We start from the raw sequence: 21,103 nt of genomic DNA on the forward strand, positions 1-21,103 counted from the left end.
CGACGCAATCAACAAACAACTTGCAGCCGCAACGGATGCCTTGGCGAAGGTCGATGCCGACTTGGCCTGGCAAGCAACCGGCGTCGCCGCCGACATCGCCGGCACGATTGACCCTACTCCTGTTTCCGACCTGGTCAGCGCTGGGGTGTCAGTGCGAAATGGCGACCTGTGGGGAGCCGCTCTCAGCACGGTAAGCATGGTCCCGTATCTTGGCGATGCGGTCGCAAAACCAGTCAAAGCCGTTCGGGCAACGAAAGCGATAGCTGGCTTGACGGAAAAGGCGACTGCGCTCAGGAAGACCATCACCGACCTGACCAAGGCAAAAAAAGAAGCTGAAGCGGCTGCCGAAATAACGGCCAAAGAAGCTAAAATCGCGAAAGAGGCCGAAGCGGCGAAGGATGCGGCCGCCCAGCAAGAAAAATCGACAGCTAAGAAAGCAAAGGATTGTGAGGATTGCGAGTTAGCAGGGAAGAAATCCTCGATTGGCGCCAAGTTTGGTAAGGCTGCGAGTAATGATTACAAAGCCACATTCTTCAAGGCGAATCCAGAATTACAAGGTAAGGTCGTAGTTCACCATGCGGTGGAGCAACAGGTCTTGAAGAAGTTTCCCGGCGTTGTGAGCGAAAGCGAAATGCATTCGTTGGAAAATTTGAGAGGGATACCTACAGAAATCAACGGCCCAGTGCATTTAAGCGAAATACGAGTCGAGTGGAATAGATTCTACAAACCGTTTATCGCAAACGGCACTTCACCAACCAAAGAACAGCTATTAAAAAAAGCTACTGAGATTGACCTAAAACTCGGAAGCCAGTTTAAACCAAAATTGGGAAATTAACATGCAATATTATTCGATTGAGCCGGAAGTGGCCGGGGGATTTGGTGAAAATACCGTTATAAGTCGGCCTAATGGAAAGATGATTGTAGAAAAACTTCATTACGAATTTCAAGGCTGGCTTGGCGATCCCATCCTCGAAAGTGTCCCCTGCTATATTATTACGACCGAATTGGCCTCAAAAATGACAGCCAGCGGGCTTACTGGTTTCTCCGTTGATAAGGTTGAAGTATCGGAGTCGGATGATTTTAGGCTTATCCAGCCAGATACGGTTTTACCGAAATTCGTATGGCTGAAAATCAGTGGTATTGCAGAAGAAGATGACATTGCTTTATCCGATAACCTGGAACTTGTAGTTTCCGAGCGAGCATTGGATATTTTACAGAAGAGTGGAATGACCCACGCAGAGATAGTTTCTTACCCTTAGGCAGATAACCCTCACAACTACGTGCACGCGCAATAGTAGTCGCTGTTCGACGGCACGCCCGCAGCACATCTGGTCGCCGCCGCGCCGCTCCTGATCGCCACTTCGCGCGAGCACGAAGCGCTGATCAAATGGCTGCTGCAGCTGGAACAGGCAGCGCCCAGCGTCAGCTGGATCGGCAGTCCCTACGCGCTGCCCGTGCTCACCCCCATGCTCACGCGCCGCCTGGACTGCGAGATCGACGACAGTCAAAAGGTCGTCATGCGCTTCTACGACCCGCGCATCCTGCTCGGCCTGCCCTCCGCGCTGGACGCGCACTTCGCCCCCGTAAGCGCCTATCAAACCGCAATCACACAGATCCACGCCGAAGTAGCCCGTAACGCGAAGGCATCGGTGCGCGAATTCGACCGGTTGGTGGAGCATGTGCTCTCGTTCTGTGATACCGGGTGCATTGCTCCGCTGCTGCTCTGCCTGGACGACCGGTTCGAAGCGCACGAGGCGATGTTTTCCATCATTCATGCCGCCGAGTCGTTCGCGGACGAGCCGTACATTCAAGCCTGCCTGGCGGCGCGGCCCGGGGTGATTGTCGATGCGCCGGAATGGGCCGACATCCTCTTAAGGCGTATCCAGAACAATGACGACAGCCGCGCAGTGCTGGAGTCATTGCTCGCAAAAGATTACGCACAACAGAACCGGAACGCTGCCCCATGTGATAAGCAGCAAGCCCTCCTCCAAAAGGCATAGCCGGCCATTTTTCCTTGCACCTGCCGCGTGGCGCTGGCTAAATCAGGGGCATGACAATATTGCCCACCCGACTTTTCCTGCGCGTCGCCCTGCTATCGGTGCTGGCTCTGCTAGCCAACTTCCCCGCCCGGGCGCTTGATCCCGCCGTCCCCATCACCGAATACCATCACGACATCTGGACCAGCCGCGATGGCGCGCCGCGCGAGGTGGACACCATGGCGCAGACCGCCGACGGCTGGCTGTGGCTTGGCACGGTCACCGGCTTGCACCGCTTCGACGGCGTGCATTTCGAGCCGTTCAAGCCGGCGCCCGGCGAGAACCTGCTGGGCAAGCGCATCACCTCGCTCACCGCCCAGCCGAATGGCGACCTGTGGATAGGCTACACCTTCGGCGGCCTAAGCCGGCTGCGCAACGGCCGCCTGCAGCACTTCGCCTCCGGCCCGGGCAATCCCATCGGCGCCACCTACAACTTGGCGGTGGAGTCCGACGACAGCATCTGGGTCGCGTCCACCAGCGGCTTGATGCACTACAGCGGCGGCCGCTGGGAAAAGATCGGGGCCGACTGGGACTACCCGGCCGGGCGCGCGGAGTGCGTCCACCTGGACCAGCACGGCCGGCTTTGGGCAGCGGACGGTAAGGCGCTTTATTTGCTGGACCGTGGCGTCCGCAAGTTCCGCCCCACCGGCCACGCCACGAGCTCGCCCCTGGTACTGGAGTCCCCCGATGGCCGCCCGTGGCTGATCGGCAAGGACAGCATGGCGCCGCTGCCGCCCGCGCCCGGCCAGCCCATGCCGCGCTCGCCGTGGACCAATCGCGCTGCCGCCCACTCCAGCCTGTTCGACCGCCACGGCAATTTCTGGACCGGCAACTGCCCCACCGGCCTGTGCCGCATGCTGCCCGCCACCTGGCAAACACAGGGCGGCGCTTTCCCGCGCCGCAGCGTGGACGACAAGCTGGACCAGCCCTGGCAGATGAGCAGCCTGAACGTGCATTCCATGCTGGAAGACCGCGAAGGCAATATCTGGGTCGGCACGCCGGCCGGTCTGGAGCGCCTGCGCCCGAACAAACTGAGGACGACAATTTTCCCGCCCGAGGCCGGCCGCCTGTCGCTCGCGCAGGAAGCGGACGGCACCACTTGGGTCGCTTCCTCGGAGACCGGCCTGCTGTGGCAGGTGGATGCCGCCGGACGCGTGGTGAAGCAGGATCCGGGGCAGACAGTGTACGTGGTGGCCAGGGGACGCGACGGCTCGGTGCTGATCGGCGGCAGCCAGCGCATCGAGCGGCGCAAGGCAGGCCTGGCCGAATCGTGGCCGCTGCCGCCGCTGCGGGACGGCGAGAACCCCAGGAATTTCGTGCTCCTGCTGGCGGACGACAGCAGCGGCACCTGGGTCGGCATCGGCGGACGCGGCCTGTATCGCCGCCAAAATGGCGACTGGATACCACAACCCGGCCAGAAGGGCTTGCGCGCGCCGCTGTTCATCGCGGTCGATGGCAAGGGTAGTAGCTGGTTCGGCCTGCGCAACAACAAGCTGATGCACGATGAGCATGGCAAGGTCACCGAATACGGGCCGGCGCAGGGCATCGACCTCGGCAACGTTACCTTTGTCGACGTCCAGCGCGAACTGCTGATTGCCGGCGACAACGGCATGGCGGTGCTGCGCGGCGGCAGGTTCGTGCGTCTGGCGGCCGCCGAGCCGGACTTGCTTTCCAACGTGTCCGGCATTGCCGTCACGCTGGACGGCGACCGCTGGATCAACAGCAGCAAAGGGGTGGTGCACGTGCGCGCAGAGGACTGGCAGCGCAGCATGGCCGACCAGCAAACGCCGCTGCGCTACGAATTGTGGGACAGCTCGGACGGCTATCCCGGCGCGGCGGACATCATCGTGCGCGTTCCGACCGCCATGGCGGGCATCGGCGGCAAGCTGTGGTTCGTCGGCACCGGCGGCATCGCCTGGGTCGATCCGGCGCGCGTGCACCGCAACACCAGCGTACCCGCCGTGCGCGTCACCGGTATGCAAAGCGACGGCGTGCAGCACGCGCTGCAAGCGGGCACGCGCTTGGCGCCCGGCACGGCCAAACTGCAGATCGACTACACCGCCCTCACCTACACCATGCCCGAACGGGTGCGCTTCCGCTACCGCCTGGACGGTGTGGACAAGGACTGGCAGGAGGCGGTCGCGCGCCGCACCGCTTACTACACCAACCTAGGCCCGGGCACTTATCGGTTCAGCGTGGAGGCAATCAACGAGGATGGCGTGTCCAGCGGCGTGCACAGCGCCGAGCCCTTCGAGATCGCGCCGCGGTTCACGCAGACCGCCTGGTTCGCGGGCCTGTGCGTCCTGCTGGCGGCGGCGCTGGCCTATGCCGCATACCGCATGCGCCTGCGCCAGCTCACGCGCCAGTTCCGCGAACGCCTGCACGAGCGGCTGGTGGAGCGCGAACGGATTGCGCGCGCGCTGCACGACACGTTCCTGCAAAGCCTGCACGGGCTGATCCTGCACTTCCAGGCGGTGGCCAACCGCCTGCCGTCCGACAGCGAAACGCGGCTACTGATGGACAAGACGCTGAACCAGGCCGACCAGGTGCTGGTGGAAGGCCGCGACCAGGTGATGGGCTTGCGCGTGACGCCTTCCGGCAGTTTGGCGCAGGCGCTCAGGGACGCGGGCGCCGTCATGGCCGCCAGCGGCGGCTGCCTTGATGGCGGGGACGGTTCGTTTGCGTTGTCGGTGCGCGTGTCGGGCAAGGAGCGCCAGTTGACGCCCGTGGTGCACGACGAGGTCTACGCCATCGCGCGCGAGGCCATGGCCAATGCCTGCCGCCACGCGGGCGCCAGCGTGCTGGACGTGGAGCTGGCATACGGCGCGCGCGAGTTCAGGCTTTCGGTGCGCGACAACGGCAAAGGCATGGACCACGACACCCGGCAGCATGGCCGCCCCGGACACTGGGGCTTGACCGGCATGCGCGAGCGCGCGCAGCAGATCGGCGCCCGCTTCAGCATCGCCAGCCAGGCGGGCGGCGGCGTGGAAGTGGCGCTCACGATCAAGGCCCCGCAGGCGTACGCCAGCAGCTAGCCGCTAGCCGCTAGCCGCTAGCCGCACATCATGTCGCGGCTGTCTGCATAGAGTTTGGCCAGCCAGGCCGACACCGCCTTGAAGCGGGCGATGGAGCCGGCGTCGCGGTGGCTGAGCAGCCATAGCTCGCGCTGCACTTCAGGCTTGCCGCCCAGGCGCCGCAGGCCGGGAGGATGCCCGACCAGGCAAGGCAGCAGCGCCAGCCCGAGCCCTTCCTCGCAGGCGCGCAGCATGGTGGTCAGGCTGTTCACGCGCACCGGGCCGCGTACGTCCGGCCCCAGGCTGCGTATCCATTTCATCTCTGGCACATGGGAGAGCTGGTCCCCATACATAATCCAGGGCTGCTGCGCCCATTGTTCGCGCGGCACCGGCTCCGCTTTCGCGCTGCCGTAGACCGTCCAGCCGATGTCTCCCAGCTTGCGCATCACCAGCGCGGCGTCCTCGCCCGGCTGCGCCAGGCGCAGCGCGAAGTCCGCCTCGCGGCGCGTGAAGGACAGGTTGTCGTTGTCCGCCATCAGGTGCAGGTCCAGCTGCGGGTACTGCGCGCTCAGCGAAGGCAACTGCGGCAGCAGCCAGTGGTCGAACAGGAAGTCGATCGCCGTGATGCGCACAGCGCCCGTAATGGCCTCGGCTTCGCGCGAAGACGCCAGCAGCATGCTCTGTACATTGCCGTACACCGCCTCGCCGTACTCCACGAATACCTTGCCGGCCTCGGTCAGCTGGTAGCGCGTGTTATCGCGGATGAAGAGGCGCAGCTGCAGCGACTTCTCGGCAGCGGCGATGCGGCGGCTGATGGTGGACGCGTCCACACCCAGTTCGCGCCCACTCGCGCTCATGCTGCCGGTGCGCGCCAGCGACAAGATCAGCGGTATGTCGTTCCAGTCGAAATCGTTAGCCATTCGTCGTCTGTGTTCCTATCCCTATAGTCAGATCCGCATTTTTACAAAGCGGCATTGCAGGTTTGTCCGTTCCCTTGCAGCGTTTTCGCCCCTAAGATGCATCCATCGAAACGCAAACAAACAAGGAGTCGCACATGAAAGCAGGCATCACCATCCAGGCGGAAGACGGCAGCTTTAACTGCTATGTGGCGCGTCCCGCCGGCGCCGCACCGGCTCCCGTGATCGTCGTGCTGCAGGAGATCTTCGGCGTGAACGCCGGCATCCGCAGCATCGCGGACGGCTATGCCGCGCAAGGCTATATCGCCGTCGCACCGGACCTGTTCTGGCGCGCCGAGGCGGGCCTGGACATGTCCGAGGCGAGCGAAGGCGACTGGGCCAAAGGCTTCGCCCTGTACAGCGCCTATGACTTCGACAAGGGCGTGCGCGACATCGCCGCCACCGTGGCAGCGGCGCGCACCATGCAAGGCGCCAGCGGCAAGGTGGCCGTCACCGGCTACTGCCTGGGCGGCCTGCTCACCTACCTGTCCGCAGCCCGCAGCCGCGCCGACGCGTTCGTGGCCTACTACGGCGGCGCCACCGAGAAGTACGCCGCCGAAGCGGCCAAGGTACAGGACCCGCTGCTGTACCACCTGGCCGAAGAGGACGAATACATCGGCAAGGAAGCGCAAGCCGCCATCAAGGCAGCCTTCAGCACCAACCCGAACATCGAGCTGCACACCTACCCGGGCTGCAACCACGCTTTTGCGCGCCCAGGCGGCAACCATTACGACGCGGCAGCCGCCGAACTGGCGAACGGACGCACCGCAGCCTTCTTCAAACAACACCTTGCTTAAGATAGCACAGCAATACCCACCTAACTATTCACTAAAAGGAAGAACCCATCATGTCCACCAAGCCCCAAGACCAAGCCGCCGATGAAGTGAACACCTCGCGCCGCAGCGCCCTCACCGGCGGCGCCGGCCTGGCCGCGATTGCCGCAGCCGCCATGCTGCCGCTGGCAGCCAGCGAAGCGCAGGCCGCGCCCGCCGCCAAGCCGATGCGCAAGACCGCCAGCACCATCACCACCAAGGACGGCGTGGACATCTACTACAAGGATTGGGGTTCGGGCCAGCCCATCGTGTTCAGCCACGGCTGGCCGCTGAATTCGGACAGCTGGGAATCGCAGATGTTCCACCTTGCGAACAATGGCTTCCGCGTGATCGCACACGACCGCCGCGGTCACGGCCGCTCCAGCCAGCCCTGGGACGGTAACGACATGGACCACTACGCAGACGACCTGGCAGCCGTGATCGAGGCGCTGGACCTGAAGAACGCCATCCTGGTGGGCTTCTCCACCGGTGGCGGCGAAGTGGCGCGCTACGTGGGCCGCCATGGCACCAAGCGCGTGGCCAAGCTGGCGCTGGTGTCGGCGGTGCCGCCGCTGATGCTGAAAACGGCCGACAATCCGGGCGGCCTGCCGATCGAGGTGTTTGACGGCATCCGCGCAGGTTCGGTGAAGGACCGTTCGCAGCTGTACCTCGATATCGCGGGCGGACCGTTCTACGGCTTTAACCGTCCGGGCGCCAAGGCTTCGCAGGGCTTGATCAATTCGTGGTGGATGCAGGGCATGATGGGCGGCCACAAGAATACCTATGATTCGATCAAGGCGTTCTCGGAAACCGACTTCCGCGCCGACCTGAAGAAGTTCGACAAGCCGACGCTGGTGATCCACGGCGATGACGACCAGATCGTGCCGATCGACGCGGCGGGCCGCGCATCGGCGGCGCTGGTGAAAGGCGCCAAGCTGATCGTCTACCCGGGCGCGCCGCATGGCTTGACCGATACCCACAAGGATAAGGTTAACGCGGATCTGCTGGCGTTTGCCAAGGCTTAAGCCTTCGCGACGCGTGGCGGGTTACGGCGTGCCGCCTAACCCGCCCTACGGGATTCCCACTTTTCGTAGGGCGGGTTAGCGCCGCAGGCGCGTAACCCGCCATCACTTGCCGCCGCCAACAGTCAACGTAGTGGCGGTAATATAAGAAGCCGCTGGCGACAGCAGCCACACCGCCGGTTCCGCAATCTCCTCCGGATTGGCGGGCCGGCGCATCGGTATGCCCGGCGCGGCGCGCTCCAGCCGGTACGCGTCGCCGCCGCGCGCGTGGATCTCGGTGAGCGTCATACCCGGCGCCACGCCGCACACGCGGATGCCCTCCGGCGCCAGCTCCCGCCCCAGCCCCATCGTAAACGCCTCCACCGCCGCCTTGCTGGCCGCGTAATGCACATAATCGCCCGCGCTGCCGCTGCCGGCCGCCGTGGACGAGATATTCACGATCACGCCCTTGTTGCCGCTGCGGTGGAACGATGCGATGGCCGCGCGGCAGCAATCCATCAGCCCCAGCACGTTTACCTGGAACACATGGGCGATGCCGGCCGGATCGGCGTCCATGAAGCGTCCCAGCCCGCCGGTGATGCCGGCGTTGTTCACCAAGGCCGTCACCGGCCCGAGCTCCGCCTCCACGGTGGCGAACAGGCGCGCCACGTCCTCCGGCACGCCCACGTCGCCCTGCACGGCCACGGCGCTTCCGCCCATGGCCGCAATTTGCGCCACCACCTTGCCGGCCGCCGCCGCGTCGCTGTGGTAGTTCACGCCCACCGCGTAGCCCTCCTGCGCTGCGCGCAAAGCGATGCTGGCGCCGATGCCGCGCCCGGCGCCGGTAACGATCAATACCTTTTTCATTCCGCCTCCTTCAGCCCACAATGCCGGCCAGTGTAGCGCAGCCGCACGCTGATTGGTTTGTCCGCCTTGCAAGATTGGCCTGTCCAAACTAAAATCTGAGCCACTTGCATCATTCACCACATTCTCTCGGACCCGCCCACTCAATGAAGAAAACTCCTGCGCCGCGCGAAGCCCCCGTCGCCGAGCCGCGCCTGTACCGGGTCGTCGCCTCTCGTATCCAGCAACTGATCAAGGATGAAGACATCCAGCCGGGCTCCCGCCTGCCGGCCGAACGCGAGCTGGCGGCCAAGCTGGAGGTCAGCCGCGCCTCGCTGCGCGAAGCGCTGATTGCCCTGGAACTGGGCGGCGTGGTCGAGGTGCGCGGCGGCTCCGGCGTGTACGTGTCCGAACTGGTGGAAACCCCGGCCGAAATGCCGGAAGTGGGCCCCGGCCCCTTTGAAGTGCTGGCCGCACGCCGCCTGATCGAGTCCGAAGTGGCGGCCATTGCTGCCAAGGTGGCCACCGATTCGGCCGTGGACGCCATCTTGAAGGCCGTGATGGAGATGGAGCGCCACCACGAGGACCGCACCAGCAACGAACAGGCCGACCGCAACTTCCACCTGGCCATCGCCCGCGCCACCGGCAACACGGCGCTGGTGGGCGTGATCGAATATTTGTGGAACCAGCGCGGCACCCTGTGGCACAAGCTGAAGGAGCACTTCCAGACCGAGGACTTGCGCAAACAGACCTTGCAGGATCACCGCAAAGTGCTGGAGGCGATCGCTTCCCACGACGTGGCCGGCGCCCGCCAGGCCATGCGCGCCCACCTGGAACGCGTTACCCGCACCTTCTCGCGCGGCTAAGCTCCCCGCACAGCACACCACCGCACCGCCCCCCCGCCAGCGCCGCAGCGCGCTGGCGCGCAGCTTCCCCTCTTCCGTTTCCCCTGCGATACACCAAGCGGCTAGTCCGCCTTGCACATTTGGTCAGACCAAACTAGAATGGCCTGACCAAATGACGCATCCATTCATATAGCAGCGCCAACGGAGACAAATGAATACCACCAAGAAACTGCTGGCCAGTGCGGCCGCCCTCACCCTGCTGCTGGGTTCCGCCCAGGCCGAAGGCCCTTACCGCAATCCGGACAACAAGAATCTCGCCGATCCCGGCGAGGGCACCTATCCAGTGCCTTACAAAATGCCGGTGGTATCCGAGATCACCGAGGTGCTGAACCGCATCCGCGGCTATATGGACGCTTCCACGCCCACCCGCGTGATCGACAAGAAGACCGGCAACCAGATCACCGACTTCAGCAAGCCCAGCAAGGACGCCGTGTTCGCGCCCAGCAATGGCGACTACGGCATCATGGTCTATGAAATGGGCGTGGTGCACGCCGGCCTGATGAAGTCGGCAGAAGCCACCGGCGACCAGCGCTTCACCGACATGACGCGCCGTCACTTCCAGTTCTTCGCCGACACCCAGCCCTACTTCCGCGCCCAGGAACAGCAATTCAAGCTGGAGCGCGCCAACAGCTTCTCGCGCTTCCTCGACCCGCGCGCGCTGGACGATTCCGGCTCCATGTGCGCCGCGCTGATGCGCGCCCGCGAGCGCAAGATCGGCCCCGATTTAAGCAGCATGATCGCCACCTGCAGCGACTGGGTGGCCAACAAGCAGTTCCGCCTGCCGGACGGCACCATGGCGCGCAAGCGCCCGCAAGCGGTCTCGCTGTGGGGCGACGACATGTATATGAGCATCCCCGCGCTGGCTGAGATGGGCCGCATGACCGGCAAGCGCGAGCATTTCGACGACGCCGTGAAGAACGCGCTGCAGATGTCGCACTACCTGTTCAACCCGCAGCTGAACCTGTACACCCACGGCTGGCACGCCAACATCCCGGACGCGCCGCGCTTCTACTGGGCGCGCGCCAACGGCTGGGCGGTGATGGCCATGTCCGACCTGCTGGACGTACTGCCGAAAGACCACCCCGGCTACCCCAAGGTCCTGGCCCAGCTGCGCCTGAGCCTGAAGGGCATCGCCGAGCTGCAATCGGGCAGCGGCCTGTGGCACCAGATGATAGACCGCAACGACTCCTACCTGGAGACGTCGGCCAGCGCCATGTTCGTCTACGTGATGGCGCACGCCATCAACCAGGGCTGGATCAGCCCCACCACCTACGGTTCCGTGGCACAGGCCGGCTGGGCCGGGCTGGTGTCCAAGGTCACGGCCAAGGGCGAAATCGAAGGCATCTGCGTGGGCACCACGCTGGCCGGCGACCAGACGTATTACTACCACCGCCCCACCAGCGTGGATGCGCTGCACGGCTACGGCCCCACCCTGCTGGCCGGCGCCGAGATGATCAAGCTGCTCAAGAACCCCAACGTGGCGGTCGAGCACCGCGTGCGCACCTACCATTACATGCCCAAGACCAGCGGCCAGACCGACTACCGCGAACACCACTAAGGAGACGCCATGAAAACCACCATCTCGCCCCTGCTGGCCGGTCTGCTGGCCGCCTCGCTGGCCACGCTGGCGCCGCTGGCCCACGGCGCCGGCTTCACCGTCAAGCTGAGCCACGACCTGGATATCGCCCGTCCGTCCGAAACCGTCACCATCCCTTGGGCGGAAGTCAACCGCCAGCTGCCCGGCGCGCTGATCCAGCGCCTGGCCGTGAAGGACGCCTCCGGCCGCGTGGTGCCGCACCAGGTAACCAACGTCAAGCCGCTGTCCAAGGACCCGAAGAATGAAGGCATCGCGTACGGCGAACTGATTTTCCAGCACAGCTTCGCCGCCGGTGAAAAGTCGGCCACCTACACCGTCGAGACCATCGACGGCCTGGCGCCGCCCTTCCCGAGCAAGGCGTCTGCCCGCTACGTGCAGGAACGCCTGGACGACTTCGCCTGGGAAAACGACAAGCTGGCGCACCGCACCTATGGTCCCGCCCTGGCCGCGCCTGCCGAACCCGGCAGCGGCAAGGAAGTGCTGGAGACCAGCGGCCTGGACCTGTGGTTCAAGCGCGTGAACTATCCCATCGTCGACCGCTGGTACAACAAGGGCCATGACCACTACCATCACGACGAAGGTGAAGGCATGGACATGTACAACGTCGGCAAGTCGCGCGGCGCGGGCGGCGCGGGTGTATGGCTGGGCGGCACCCTGTACACCAGCAGCAACTACGCCAGCTGGAAAGTGCTGGCCAGCGGCCCGGTGCGCGCCATCTTCGAACTGCACTACAACGCATGGAACGCGGCCGGCACCCCGGTGACCGAGGTGAAGCGCTTCACGGTGGACGCCGGCCACTACATGGACCGCATCGACAGCACCTTCACCTTCACCGGTCCGAAGACGCTGCCGATCGCCATCGGCCTGAACAAGACGCCCACCGACAAGGGCGAAGACCCCAAGATCGCCGTGGTCAAGGACAAGAACGCGTCCGCCGTGCTGCAGTGGGTGCAGCAAGCCACCAAGGGCGCCTTCGGCGTGGCCGTGGTGCTGCCGGGCGCCACCGACTACACCGAGGACAAGCTCAACGAGCTGATCGTAGCCAACGCCGAATCGGGCAAGCCGCTCACCTACTACGCGGGCGGTGCCTGGGAGCGTTCCGGCGACATCACCTCGCAAGCCCAGTGGGAAGCCTACGTGCGCAACACCGCAGCGCGCGCCCGCAATCCAGTGAAAGTGAGCTGGAAACAGTAAAGAAGCAGCAACAATTCAGCAGCGCAGTCTTACTTAATACAAAAAACCAACAGGGAGATAGTATGGACAACAGCGAACAACCTCAACGCCGACCGGGCCGCTTCACCGTGCGCCTGGCCGGCTCCACCTCGATCACCGCGATGGCCCTGGCCATCGGCGCGGCCTACGCCCCGGCGTATGCGCAAAACGCCGCACCGGCCGCGCCGCAGGAAACCGCCACCGTGGTGGTGACCGGCATGCGCGCCGCGCTGGAAAGCGCGCTGAACAAAAAGCGTGAAGACAACGGCATTGTCGACGTCATCAAGGCCGAAGACATGGGCAAATTCCCCGACACCAACCTGGCCGAGTCGCTGCAGCGCGTGCCCGGCGTGGTGATCGACCGCGATGCCGGCGAAGGCCGCAGCATCACCGTGCGCGGCCTGGGACAGGACTTCACCCGCGTGCGCATCAACGGCATCGAAGGCCTGGCCACCACCGGCGGCACCGACAGCTCGGGCGGCGCCAACCGCTCGCGCGGCTTCGATTTCAACGTGTTCCCTTCCGAACTGTTCAACTCCCTCACGGTGCGCAAGAGCTCCTCGGCCGACGTGGACGAAGGCTCGCTGGGCGCCACGGTGGACCTGCAAACCATGCGCCCCTTCGACCTGAAAGGCTTCAACGCCACCGTCATGGCCAAGGGCAAGTACAACGACCTGGCCAAGAAGACCGACCCGCGCGTGGGCTTCATGGTGTCCAACACCAATGCCGACCGCACCCTGGGCTTCCTGGTGTCCGGCGCCTACTCCAAGCGCCAGGTGCTGGAAGAAGGCTTCTCCACCGTGCGCTGGGATAACGGCCCCTCGTCCGGCGGCTGGTGCGCGCCGCAAGGCGTGACCGCCAATCCGGCCAACTCCACCGCCACTACCTGCGGCCCGGCCGCGCAAGGCGTGCCGCGCCTGGCCGCATCGGCCGCCGCCACCGCCGCCTACAACGACGCCAGCAAGGCCGAGAACTTCGTGCCGCGCCTGCCGCGCTACGGCCGCCTGACCCACGACCAGGACCGCCTGGGCCTGACCGCGTCGGTCCAGTGGCGCCCGGCACGCGGCTCGCTGCTGACCTTCGACATGCTGTACTCCAAGCTGGACGCCACGCGCCAGGAAGACTTCCTGGAAGCGATCTCCTTCAGCCGTACCGCCACCCAGGGCGGCAAGCCGCAGACCAGCGTGGTGGAAGCCCAATTCGCGCCCAACGGCTCGCTGCTGTACGGTAAATTCAACGGCGTGGACGTGCGCGCCGAATCGCGCTTCGACGAACTGTCCACCACCTTCACCCAGCCCACGCTGACCCTGGAGCAGGACATCGGCGACTCGCTGCGACTGCTGGCCAAGGTGGGCAGCGCCAAGTCCAAGTTCCGCAACCCGGTGCAGACCACCACCACGCTGGACGCGCTGAACGTGAACGGCTACACCATCGACTTCCGCGGCAACGACCGGATGCCGGCCATCAGCTACCCGTTCGACCCGGCCAACCCCGGCGCGGCCATGGGCATTGTCGGCGTGCCGCAGGTGGCCAGCGGCACCCAGCCCGCCTCGGTGCCCAACACCACCACCAGCGAAATCCGCATCCGTCCGCAAGGCGCCACCAACACCAACGACGTGGGCCAGCTGGACCTGGTGTGGGAAGCCAACGACCGCCTCAGCATCAAGGGCGGCGTCAACTACAAGAAGTACAAGTTCGACTCCTACGAGTCGCGCCGCGTGAACCAGGGCGACACCATCTTCGCGCCGCCGGCCGGCACCAGCATGGCCAGCCTGATGACCACCATCAGCGGTTTCGGCAAGGGCCAGGACCTGCCCGCCGGCACCGCCACTTCTTGGGTGATCCCGGACCTGAACGCCATCGCCAAGGCCTACGACATCTACTGCAACTGCATCAAGAACGGCCCCGCCGGCGGCCCGGGCGACTTCACTCTGTCCTCCATCACCAACGGCAACGCGCGCGGCAACAACCGCAACGTCACCGAAGAGGACAAGGGCTTCTACCTGATGGGCGAATTCAACCAGGAGCTGGGCGGCATTCCCCTGCGCGGCAACTTCGGCGCGCGCTACGTGAAGACCGGCCTGAGCTCCACCGGCTACCAGTCGTCCGGCGGCGGTTCGCAAGTGACCGTGGACCACGACTACTCGGACGTGCTGCCCTCGTTCAACGTGGCCGCCAGCGTGACCAAGGACTTCATCGTGCGCCTGGCAGCCGCCAAGGTCATGACCCGTCCGCAGCTGAACAACCTGTCGCCCGGCGGCACCGTGGCCACCACCGGCACGCCGTCCATCACCAGCGGCAACCCGCTGCTCAAGCCCTTCCGCGCCAAGACCTTCGACACCAGCTTCGAATGGTACTTCGACAAGAACGCCTTCCTCGGCCTGGGCCTGTTCCAGAAGAATATCGGCACCTACATCCAGAGCCTGCGCACCAACGTGCCGTTCAAGGAAACCGGGCTGCCGATGTCGCTGCTGCCATCGAACTTCAACGGCGACGAGATCTTCCAGGTCACCGCGCCGGTGAACACCGACGGCGGCAAGCTGAAGGGCTTCGAGCTGAACTACCAGCAGCCGTTCACCTTCCTGCCGGCATGGGGCCGCAACTTCGGCACCTTGCTGAACTACACCTTCGTCAAGTCCAAGATCGAATACCTGGTCTCGCCGACAGCCAACGCCACCATCACCGACGACCTGCTGAACCTGTCGCCGCGCTCGTGGAACGCCACGCTGTACTATGACGACGGCAAATTCAGCGCCCGCCTGTCCGCCTCGCAGCGCGCCTCCTTCGTCACCCGCGTACCGGGCCAGAACAACAACGACGTCGAGGGCAAGAACAAGTCCACCAACGTCGACGTGTCGTTCTCGTACAAGGTCAACGACAAGCTGGACCTGACCCTGGAAGGCGTGAACCTGACCAACGAGCCGAACGACCAGTTCGTCAGCCGCGCCCGCAACAGCGTGGTGGTCAACAACGTCACCGGCCGCGAGTTCCTGGCCGGCCTGCGCTACAAGTTCTAAGCCTCCCCGCAGCACAGCAGTCAAGGCCCCTTCGGGGGCCTTTTTCATTGTATCTACCGCGTTGACACACGCCCGGGGCGCCAATACACTGGCTGCACCAGCAGCAAGGAGCGCATCATGGCCACATACGCAGTCGACACTTCAGTCAACCAATGGGGAAATGGCTTGGCAGTCCGTATCAGCAAAGCGGTCCCCAAAGCTGCAGGGGTCACCGAGGGTACGCGCGTTCGCATTACCGCGCAGGAAGGCCGCATCATTGTTGAAAAAGTCGAGCCATCTCCCTCACTCGACGCCATGCTCGCGGCATTCGACCCCGAACAGCACGGGGGCGAGGCAATGGCCTTCGCTCCTGTCGGCAACGAGGTCATTTGATGGCGCCTGGTGCAAAGAGCAATTGGTGCCTGGATAGGGGTGAAATCATCTCTATCCAGCACAGCCCGCAGGCCGGCAAGGAAATCCCCGGCGTGCATCCCATGCTGGTGTCCTCGCCTCGTGCGTTCAATGAACGTACCGGAATAGTCATCGGTTTCCCGATGACGCACGCAGAATTCAACACAGACAATCCATTTGCCGTAGCCGTACAAGGGCCGAAGCATGAGATCGGCTATATACTGGCATTTCAACCGAAATCGTTCGACTGGCGCGAGCGCAAGGCCGGTCCGCATCCCTGGGGCGGCGGCCATGAGACCATCTTGGCGGCAGCGCTAGCCAAGCTAGACACTATCTGTGGAATAAGCCAACCTTGATCAAGACAACCAGCCTCGCCCTGGCCGGCCTTGCAGCCCTGCTCGTCGGCTGCGCCAGCGTGCCGCCTCAGAAAATCCCGCCACCCGCACACGCGGTGGCCCAGCCCAAGCAGCTGTACCAGATGAGTCCGCAGGAAGCGGACGGCTACATCGCCCAGATGCAGCAAGCCGAGCCGGACCTGCGCAAGCGCATTGCCGCCATCGGCCGCCGCAACATCGGCCAGCCCTACAAGCTCAATCTGCTGGGCGAATACCCGTTCGAACTGCACGACACCCTGCCCACCTTCAGCCTCGCGCAAAGCGACTGCGTGGTGTTCGCCGAACACACTTACGCCATGGCGCTGTCGCGCAACTGGAAAGAGTTCTACTGGATGCTGCAGCGGATACGCTACAAGGACGGCGTGATCGGCGTTGCCACGCGCAACCACTACACGGAACAGGACTGGAACATCAACAACGGCTGGCTGGTCACGGACGTGACGCGCGAACTGGCCGGCGACAGCGCCGCCACCTACCCCTTGCGGGTGGACCGCCAGCGCTTCCTGAAAACGCGCCACCAGACCGACGCCAGCCTGCCGGTGCAGACCAGCACGGAATACTACATCCCCAAAGACCGGGCGGGCGAGGTGCTCGCAAAGCTGCAGGACGGCGATTTCGTCAACGTCGTCTCCACGCGCGACGGCTCGTATTGGGTCTCGCACGTGGGCCTGGTGGTCACGGCGCCGGACGGCAAGCGCATGTTCCTGAACTCCGCCGAACCGCAAGTGCGCGAAGAAAGTTTCGACCAATTCTTCGCCCGCAGCGCCGAACGCGAAGCACGCAACGCCGCAGAAGGCAAAAACGGCCAGAAGCTGGCCGGTTTCAAATTCCTGCGCCTGAACGACAGCATCATCGTCCCGCCCGCCCTGCCCCAGCCCCGCCCCTAAGTCGCCTTAGGCGGGGCGGGAAGGGCTTACTTCAGTTCGGTGATGAACTGGTCGCGCGGACGGCGCACCTTCTTCAGGTTGACCAGCCAGTCGCCCTCGTCGGCGCGGTAGCCCAGCGGCAGCATCACCACCGAGCGCAGGCCGCGCTCGCGCAGCTTCAGGATCTCGTCCACCTTGGCCGGGTCGAAACCTTCCATCGGCACGGAGTCCACCTGCTCCTGCGCAGCGGCGATCAGTGCCGTGCCCACGCCGATATAGGCTTGGCGCGCGGCGTGCTGGTAGTTGGTCTCCGCATCGCGCTGCGGATAGCTGTTCAGCAGCTGCTGGCGGTAGGCTTCCCAGCCTTCATTCTTGAAGCCACGCACCTCGTTCACCAGGTCGAACATCTCGTTGATGCGCTCGGTGGTGTAGTTGTCCCAAGCGGCGAACACCAGCAGGTGCGAGCAGTCCGTCACCTGGCCCTGGTTCCACGCGTGCGGCTTGATCTGCTCGCGCAGCTCGGGATTGGTCACCACGAACACTTCATACGGCTGCAGGCCGCTGGAACTGGCCGTCAGGCGCACCGCTTCCAGGATGCGGTCGACTTTGTCTTGCGGGACCGCTTTCGACGGTTCCATCTTCTTGGTGGCGTAGCGCCATTTCAGGACTTCCAGCAAATCGGACATGGGAACACACTTTCTTGTTGGTTGATCTAGGCCCCATATTTAGGCGGCCTCGGCCTTTTCAAGTCACTTCATTAGTGAAGTGTTGAATTGGCTGGCACGCATCCTGCTCAATGCCCCCTAGGCGCTGTTGCCTATGCTTGTAACCGGGGTTGGAAATGAACACTGAACTTGTCCGCAAAACCGTCTCCACCGCACTGGTGGCCGCATCGATACTCGCTCTGGCGCCTGTTGCCCACGCAGCAGCCACCAGCGCCAGCAAGGACGACCGCCCGTCCTGGCTGCTGGGCGCCTTGAGCATCGTCGTGGCGATCGCCGTCCGGCGCAAGACTGTCAACACTGACGTGTAAAAAGCCGCCGAAAGGCGGTTTTTACATGCAAAACTGACACGTGACTTACATAATGATTCCCTAGGTACAATATTTCACTGGCGGATGCGCGTCCGCTATGCGAGACTCACCATATCTGCTATTGAAAGGCGGTCCGGCAACGCAAGCGCCGTTCCGTCCCCGGAAAGATATGGAAAACCACGCCGCCGAAGTCACCAGCCCACCGCAAGACGTCCCCCAATTCAAGCATTATCAGATTCTCGCGCGCCTGGGCGCCGGCGGACACGGCGAAGTGTACGAAGGCTGGGACAGCCGGCTGCGCCGCAAAGTCGCCATCAAGCGCCACCGCGCCCTGGATCCCCTGCGTGATCCGGCCAGCCTGGTCAAAGAAGCGCGCATGACCGCGTCGCTGCACCACCCGGCGTTCGCGCAAATCTATTCCATCGAACAGGACGACGAAGGCTGGGCCATCGTCATGGAGCTGATCGCCGGCAAGACCTGGCGCCAGCTGGCCCAGGACAAGGAAAATCCGGTCGACCTGCCCACCCTGCTGGGCTGGATGAGCCAGCTGGCGGTCGCCATGGAAGCGGCCCACGAGTCCGGGCTGATCCACGGCGACCTGAAGCCGTCCAACCTGATGCTGGACCCTGCCGGCAAAGTCCGCATCCTCGACCTCGGTCTGGCCTTCCACGACGACGCGCAAGCCACCACCTCGGTGATGCAGCTGGAGCAGCAAGGGACGATTGCCTACATGGCGCCCGAAGTGCTGCTGGGCGCCCAGCCGGGGCGCCAGTCAGACATTTACGCCATGGGTGTGATCCTGTTCGAACTCGCCACCGGCGCCCGGCCCTTCGGCACGATGAGCGGGTTGGCCTTGGCTGCCGCGCAGATGCAGTCGTCCTCAGCCGACTGGACCTTTCCCGACACCTTGCCAGAAGAAGTGGTCAAATTGATCCGTGCAATGACCGCCCGTCGCCTGGATCTGCGCCTAGCTACGATGAAGATCGTCGGACAACGTGCAGCCGCCTGCTCCGAGCAACTTTCGCAGGATTCTGCAGCTACTGCCAAAGATAGCTCACCAAACCGCAGACGACGCGCGAGCTCCAAGTGGATTACAGAATTACGCAGCACCTTGCAAAGGCGGCGAGGAATCGTTATCGGCACAGCGATAGGTGTACTGCTATTGGGTGTAGGAAGCTGGCAGTTGGTCTTGAATTCCCCATTACTCGGCCCCGGCCTGCCTACATTTTCCAAGGCGCAGGCAATCTCGCGCGCTCTAACCGCATTGCAACAATTCGAGCAGCCGGAACGACTTGAGTCGGCAGCTAGAGACTTCAATGCAATTTTGGATGTTGACCCGGAAAATGCGGCCGCCGTGGCAGGTATGTCCCTAGTCTACAGTTTCCGATACGCGAATGACATGCAGGACGAAACTTGGCTGCAACGTGCAACCGCAAGTGCTCAGCAGTCCATCAAACTTGATAGTCAGCTCGCTCTCAGTCACGTTGCGCAAGCTTGGGTCGTAAGCAAACAAGGAAAGCACGATCTTGCTCTGGCGGAGTGCGAACGGGCGCTGGCACTTGAACCCGGCCACTATTTCGCCATGTTTGGCAAAACGGAAGCCTTACGGCAGTTACGACGCTATGAAGAAGCGCGCCAAGCTGCCGAACAAGCCATGCAGCTATACCCTGGTCAGCGCAGTTTCGCCGATATGCTCGGTACTGTATTCTTTGAGCAAGGCAATTACGACGCCGCCGAGCAAGTTTTCCGCCACAGCATACAACTACAGCCGGATTCGGCATTCGCGTATGCTAACTTAAACGCCACGCTCTTACGACTGAACCGCAGCGACGAGGCATTGCGCACCCTACAGCAGGGGCTGCAGGTCCGCCCGAATGGACTGCTATATAGCAGCTTGGGCAACGCTCTGTTCAAGCGCGGGGACTATGTTGGTGCTGCTGATGCATTCGAGCGCGCTGTCACTCCACCTTTTGGCAATCCGAATAATTACTTGCGGTGGGCCAACCTGGGAGACACTCTGCTGTGGATTCCTGGCAAAGGGGATCAGGCACAGAACGCCTACAAAAAAGCGCTGAAGCTCCTAGAGCCACGACTGGACCGTACACCTCAAGATGCCACCCTTATGTCCCGGATGGGCCTGTATTCAGTGCGGGCCGGTGACAGCGCTAGGGGCGAGGACTTGTCAAGGCGAGCAAGTGAGGCAGCACCAACTAGTCCCGACGTCCACTTCCGCGCCGGATTGGCATATGAATTGCTAGGCAAGAGAGATCTTGCACTAGCAGCACTTGCGCAAGCAAAACAAAATGGGTACCCGTCTAGCGCCATCGATTCCGAGCCGGACTTGGTGGGGCTGCGCAGGGATATCCGGTACCTGTCCCAACCAACTAATGGAGTCAAGCAATGAGAGAAGTCATCCTCACCGCCACATTCGATATCGACCAGGATAGCCAGCTACTGCGCTGGTCTTTTCTGGCAGACGGCAAACCAATTTCCGGTGACGGTGTCGAAACCGGTCTGCTAGCTTTCCAAGTCAATGACTCGCTGAATGTCAGGGTAGTTGCAAACAGTAAAAATCGCACACTCCGTCAAGTTGACATCAACAGCTGCCACATCATTACCACGCCACTCGCCTTCACTAAGCGAGAAAACCCAGATCGTGCTGGCGAGTTCCCGGACCCGTCGCCATTTGGAGACGAATACGCAGTAATCGACCTCGGTTATGGCACATGCGAAAATGACGCGGAACTGGCAAAGGGAATTTGGAACGCCAAGCTGCCACTTCAGTGTGACAACACGGGTCGTTGGGAGCTGTCCTTCATCATCACCGTCACGATCGCCTACTCAAGCGGCCACGTAGAACGGCGCGTGTTCGAATTCGACCCTGAATGTGAAGTGGGCGCAGGCGCCTGAAGCATACGGTATCAGTATGCGGCGCAGCCGCCAACTGCGTCGCGCGCTAAACAGCAACGCAGCGCCTCGGTAAATGCCTTCGCCGACACGTTACGATAATCCTTTTACTATCTCCA

The 21,103-nt window shown here is 63.3% G+C and carries 19 protein-coding genes; 16 read left to right on the forward strand and 3 right to left on the reverse strand.

What is annotated here, in order from left to right:
* The 4 genes from ASC94_RS33050 to ASC94_RS28500 form a co-directional block, all read left to right on the forward strand.
* Positions 1-835, forward strand: an 835-nt coding sequence (locus ASC94_RS33050) for a hypothetical protein (RefSeq protein ID WP_200955848.1), incomplete at its 5' end; no start/stop codon positions are given.
* Between the two features lies 1 nt (position 836).
* Positions 837-1,259, forward strand: a complete 423-nt coding sequence (locus ASC94_RS32840; RefSeq protein WP_157201630.1) for a hypothetical protein — start codon at positions 837-839, stop codon at positions 1,257-1,259.
* Positions 1,260-1,301: 42 nt separating this feature from the next.
* Entirely contained in the window at positions 1,302-2,000 is a 699-nt protein-coding gene (locus ASC94_RS28495; protein WP_267875143.1) for an Imm30 family immunity protein, read from the forward strand.
* Between the two features lie 59 nt (positions 2,001-2,059).
* On the forward strand, positions 2,060-5,071 hold the full coding sequence (locus ASC94_RS28500) for a sensor histidine kinase (RefSeq protein ID WP_056404384.1): 3,012 nt from the start codon (positions 2,060-2,062) through the stop codon (positions 5,069-5,071).
* A 17-nt stretch (positions 5,072-5,088) separates the two neighbouring features.
* Here the strand turns inward: ASC94_RS28500 and ASC94_RS28505 are convergent, their stop codons facing one another.
* Complete coding sequence (locus tag ASC94_RS28505; protein WP_056404386.1) at positions 5,089-5,970, reverse strand: LysR family transcriptional regulator; 882 nt, start codon at positions 5,968-5,970, stop codon at positions 5,089-5,091.
* A gap of 134 nt (positions 5,971-6,104) precedes the next feature.
* Between ASC94_RS28505 and ASC94_RS28510 the strand changes: the two genes are divergently transcribed.
* Together ASC94_RS28510 and ASC94_RS28515 are read left to right on the forward strand one after the other, a co-directional pair.
* On the forward strand, positions 6,105-6,803 hold the full coding sequence (locus ASC94_RS28510; RefSeq protein ID WP_056404388.1) for a dienelactone hydrolase family protein: 699 nt from the start codon (positions 6,105-6,107) through the stop codon (positions 6,801-6,803).
* 50 nt (positions 6,804-6,853) lie between these two features.
* Positions 6,854-7,843 carry an alpha/beta fold hydrolase gene (locus ASC94_RS28515; RefSeq protein WP_056404391.1) on the forward strand — a complete coding sequence of 330 codons (990 nt, stop codon included), beginning with the start codon at positions 6,854-6,856 and terminating at the stop codon, positions 7,841-7,843.
* 102 nt (positions 7,844-7,945) lie between these two features.
* Here ASC94_RS28515 and ASC94_RS28520 read toward each other — a convergent pair whose 3' ends face one another.
* The gene (locus tag ASC94_RS28520) at positions 7,946-8,686 is read right to left on the reverse strand and encodes an SDR family oxidoreductase (protein ID WP_056404393.1); all 741 of its coding nucleotides are present in this window, start codon (positions 8,684-8,686) and stop codon (positions 7,946-7,948) included.
* Positions 8,687-8,829: 143 nt separating this feature from the next.
* On the opposite strand from ASC94_RS28520, the gene ASC94_RS28525 reads away from it, so the two are divergent.
* The 7 genes from ASC94_RS28525 (at position 8,830) to ASC94_RS28555 (ending at position 17,065) form a co-directional block, all read left to right on the forward strand.
* Positions 8,830-9,528 carry a FadR/GntR family transcriptional regulator gene (locus ASC94_RS28525; protein ID WP_056404395.1) on the forward strand — a complete coding sequence of 233 codons (699 nt, stop codon included), beginning with the start codon at positions 8,830-8,832 and terminating at the stop codon, positions 9,526-9,528.
* 190 nt (positions 9,529-9,718) lie between these two features.
* Positions 9,719-11,125 (forward strand): glycoside hydrolase family 105 protein, encoded by a 1,407-nt coding sequence (locus ASC94_RS28530; RefSeq protein WP_056404397.1) that lies wholly within the window; start codon positions 9,719-9,721, stop codon positions 11,123-11,125.
* 9 nt (positions 11,126-11,134) lie between these two features.
* Positions 11,135-12,358 (forward strand): DUF4861 family protein, encoded by a 1,224-nt coding sequence (locus tag ASC94_RS28535; RefSeq protein ID WP_056404399.1) that lies wholly within the window; start codon positions 11,135-11,137, stop codon positions 12,356-12,358.
* Positions 12,359-12,420: 62 nt separating this feature from the next.
* Positions 12,421-15,393, forward strand: a complete 2,973-nt coding sequence (locus ASC94_RS28540) for a TonB-dependent receptor (protein WP_056404401.1) — start codon at positions 12,421-12,423, stop codon at positions 15,391-15,393.
* Positions 15,394-15,510: 117 nt separating this feature from the next.
* Positions 15,511-15,765 (forward strand): hypothetical protein, encoded by a 255-nt coding sequence (locus ASC94_RS28545; RefSeq protein WP_229417442.1) that lies wholly within the window; start codon positions 15,511-15,513, stop codon positions 15,763-15,765.
* The gene (locus ASC94_RS28550) at positions 15,765-16,139 is read left to right on the forward strand and encodes a type II toxin-antitoxin system PemK/MazF family toxin (RefSeq protein WP_056404403.1); all 375 of its coding nucleotides are present in this window, start codon (positions 15,765-15,767) and stop codon (positions 16,137-16,139) included. Before ASC94_RS28545 ends, ASC94_RS28550 begins: the two co-directional genes overlap by 1 nt.
* Positions 16,136-17,065: an N-acetylmuramoyl-L-alanine amidase-like domain-containing protein gene (locus ASC94_RS28555; protein ID WP_229417443.1), complete on the forward strand. Its 930-nt coding sequence runs from the start codon at positions 16,136-16,138 to the stop codon at positions 17,063-17,065. The genes ASC94_RS28550 and ASC94_RS28555 overlap by 4 nt, the downstream gene beginning before the upstream one ends.
* Before the next feature lie 26 nt (positions 17,066-17,091).
* On the opposite strand, the gene ASC94_RS28560 is transcribed toward ASC94_RS28555, so the two are convergent.
* Positions 17,092-17,730: an NAD(P)H-dependent oxidoreductase gene (locus ASC94_RS28560; RefSeq protein WP_056404405.1), complete on the reverse strand. Its 639-nt coding sequence runs from the start codon at positions 17,728-17,730 to the stop codon at positions 17,092-17,094.
* A gap of 155 nt (positions 17,731-17,885) precedes the next feature.
* On the opposite strand from ASC94_RS28560, the gene ASC94_RS28565 reads away from it, so the two are divergent.
* The 3 genes from ASC94_RS28565 (at position 17,886) to ASC94_RS28575 (ending at position 20,987) form a co-directional block, all read left to right on the forward strand.
* A complete protein-coding gene (locus tag ASC94_RS28565; RefSeq protein ID WP_056404407.1) occupies positions 17,886-18,077 on the forward strand; it encodes a hypothetical protein in 192 nt (63 codons plus the stop codon).
* 169 nt (positions 18,078-18,246) lie between these two features.
* Positions 18,247-20,481, forward strand: coding sequence for a serine/threonine-protein kinase (locus ASC94_RS28570; protein WP_056404409.1), 2,235 nt, complete (start codon positions 18,247-18,249; stop codon positions 20,479-20,481).
* Positions 20,478-20,987, forward strand: coding sequence for a hypothetical protein (locus ASC94_RS28575; RefSeq protein ID WP_056404412.1), 510 nt, complete (start codon positions 20,478-20,480; stop codon positions 20,985-20,987). The genes ASC94_RS28570 and ASC94_RS28575 overlap by 4 nt, the downstream gene beginning before the upstream one ends.
* The last annotated feature ends 116 nt before the right edge of the window (positions 20,988-21,103 follow it).

It is taken from the genome of Massilia sp. Root418 (genome assembly GCF_001425265.1).
Lineage (GTDB): Bacteria > Pseudomonadota > Gammaproteobacteria > Burkholderiales > Burkholderiaceae_D > Rugamonas.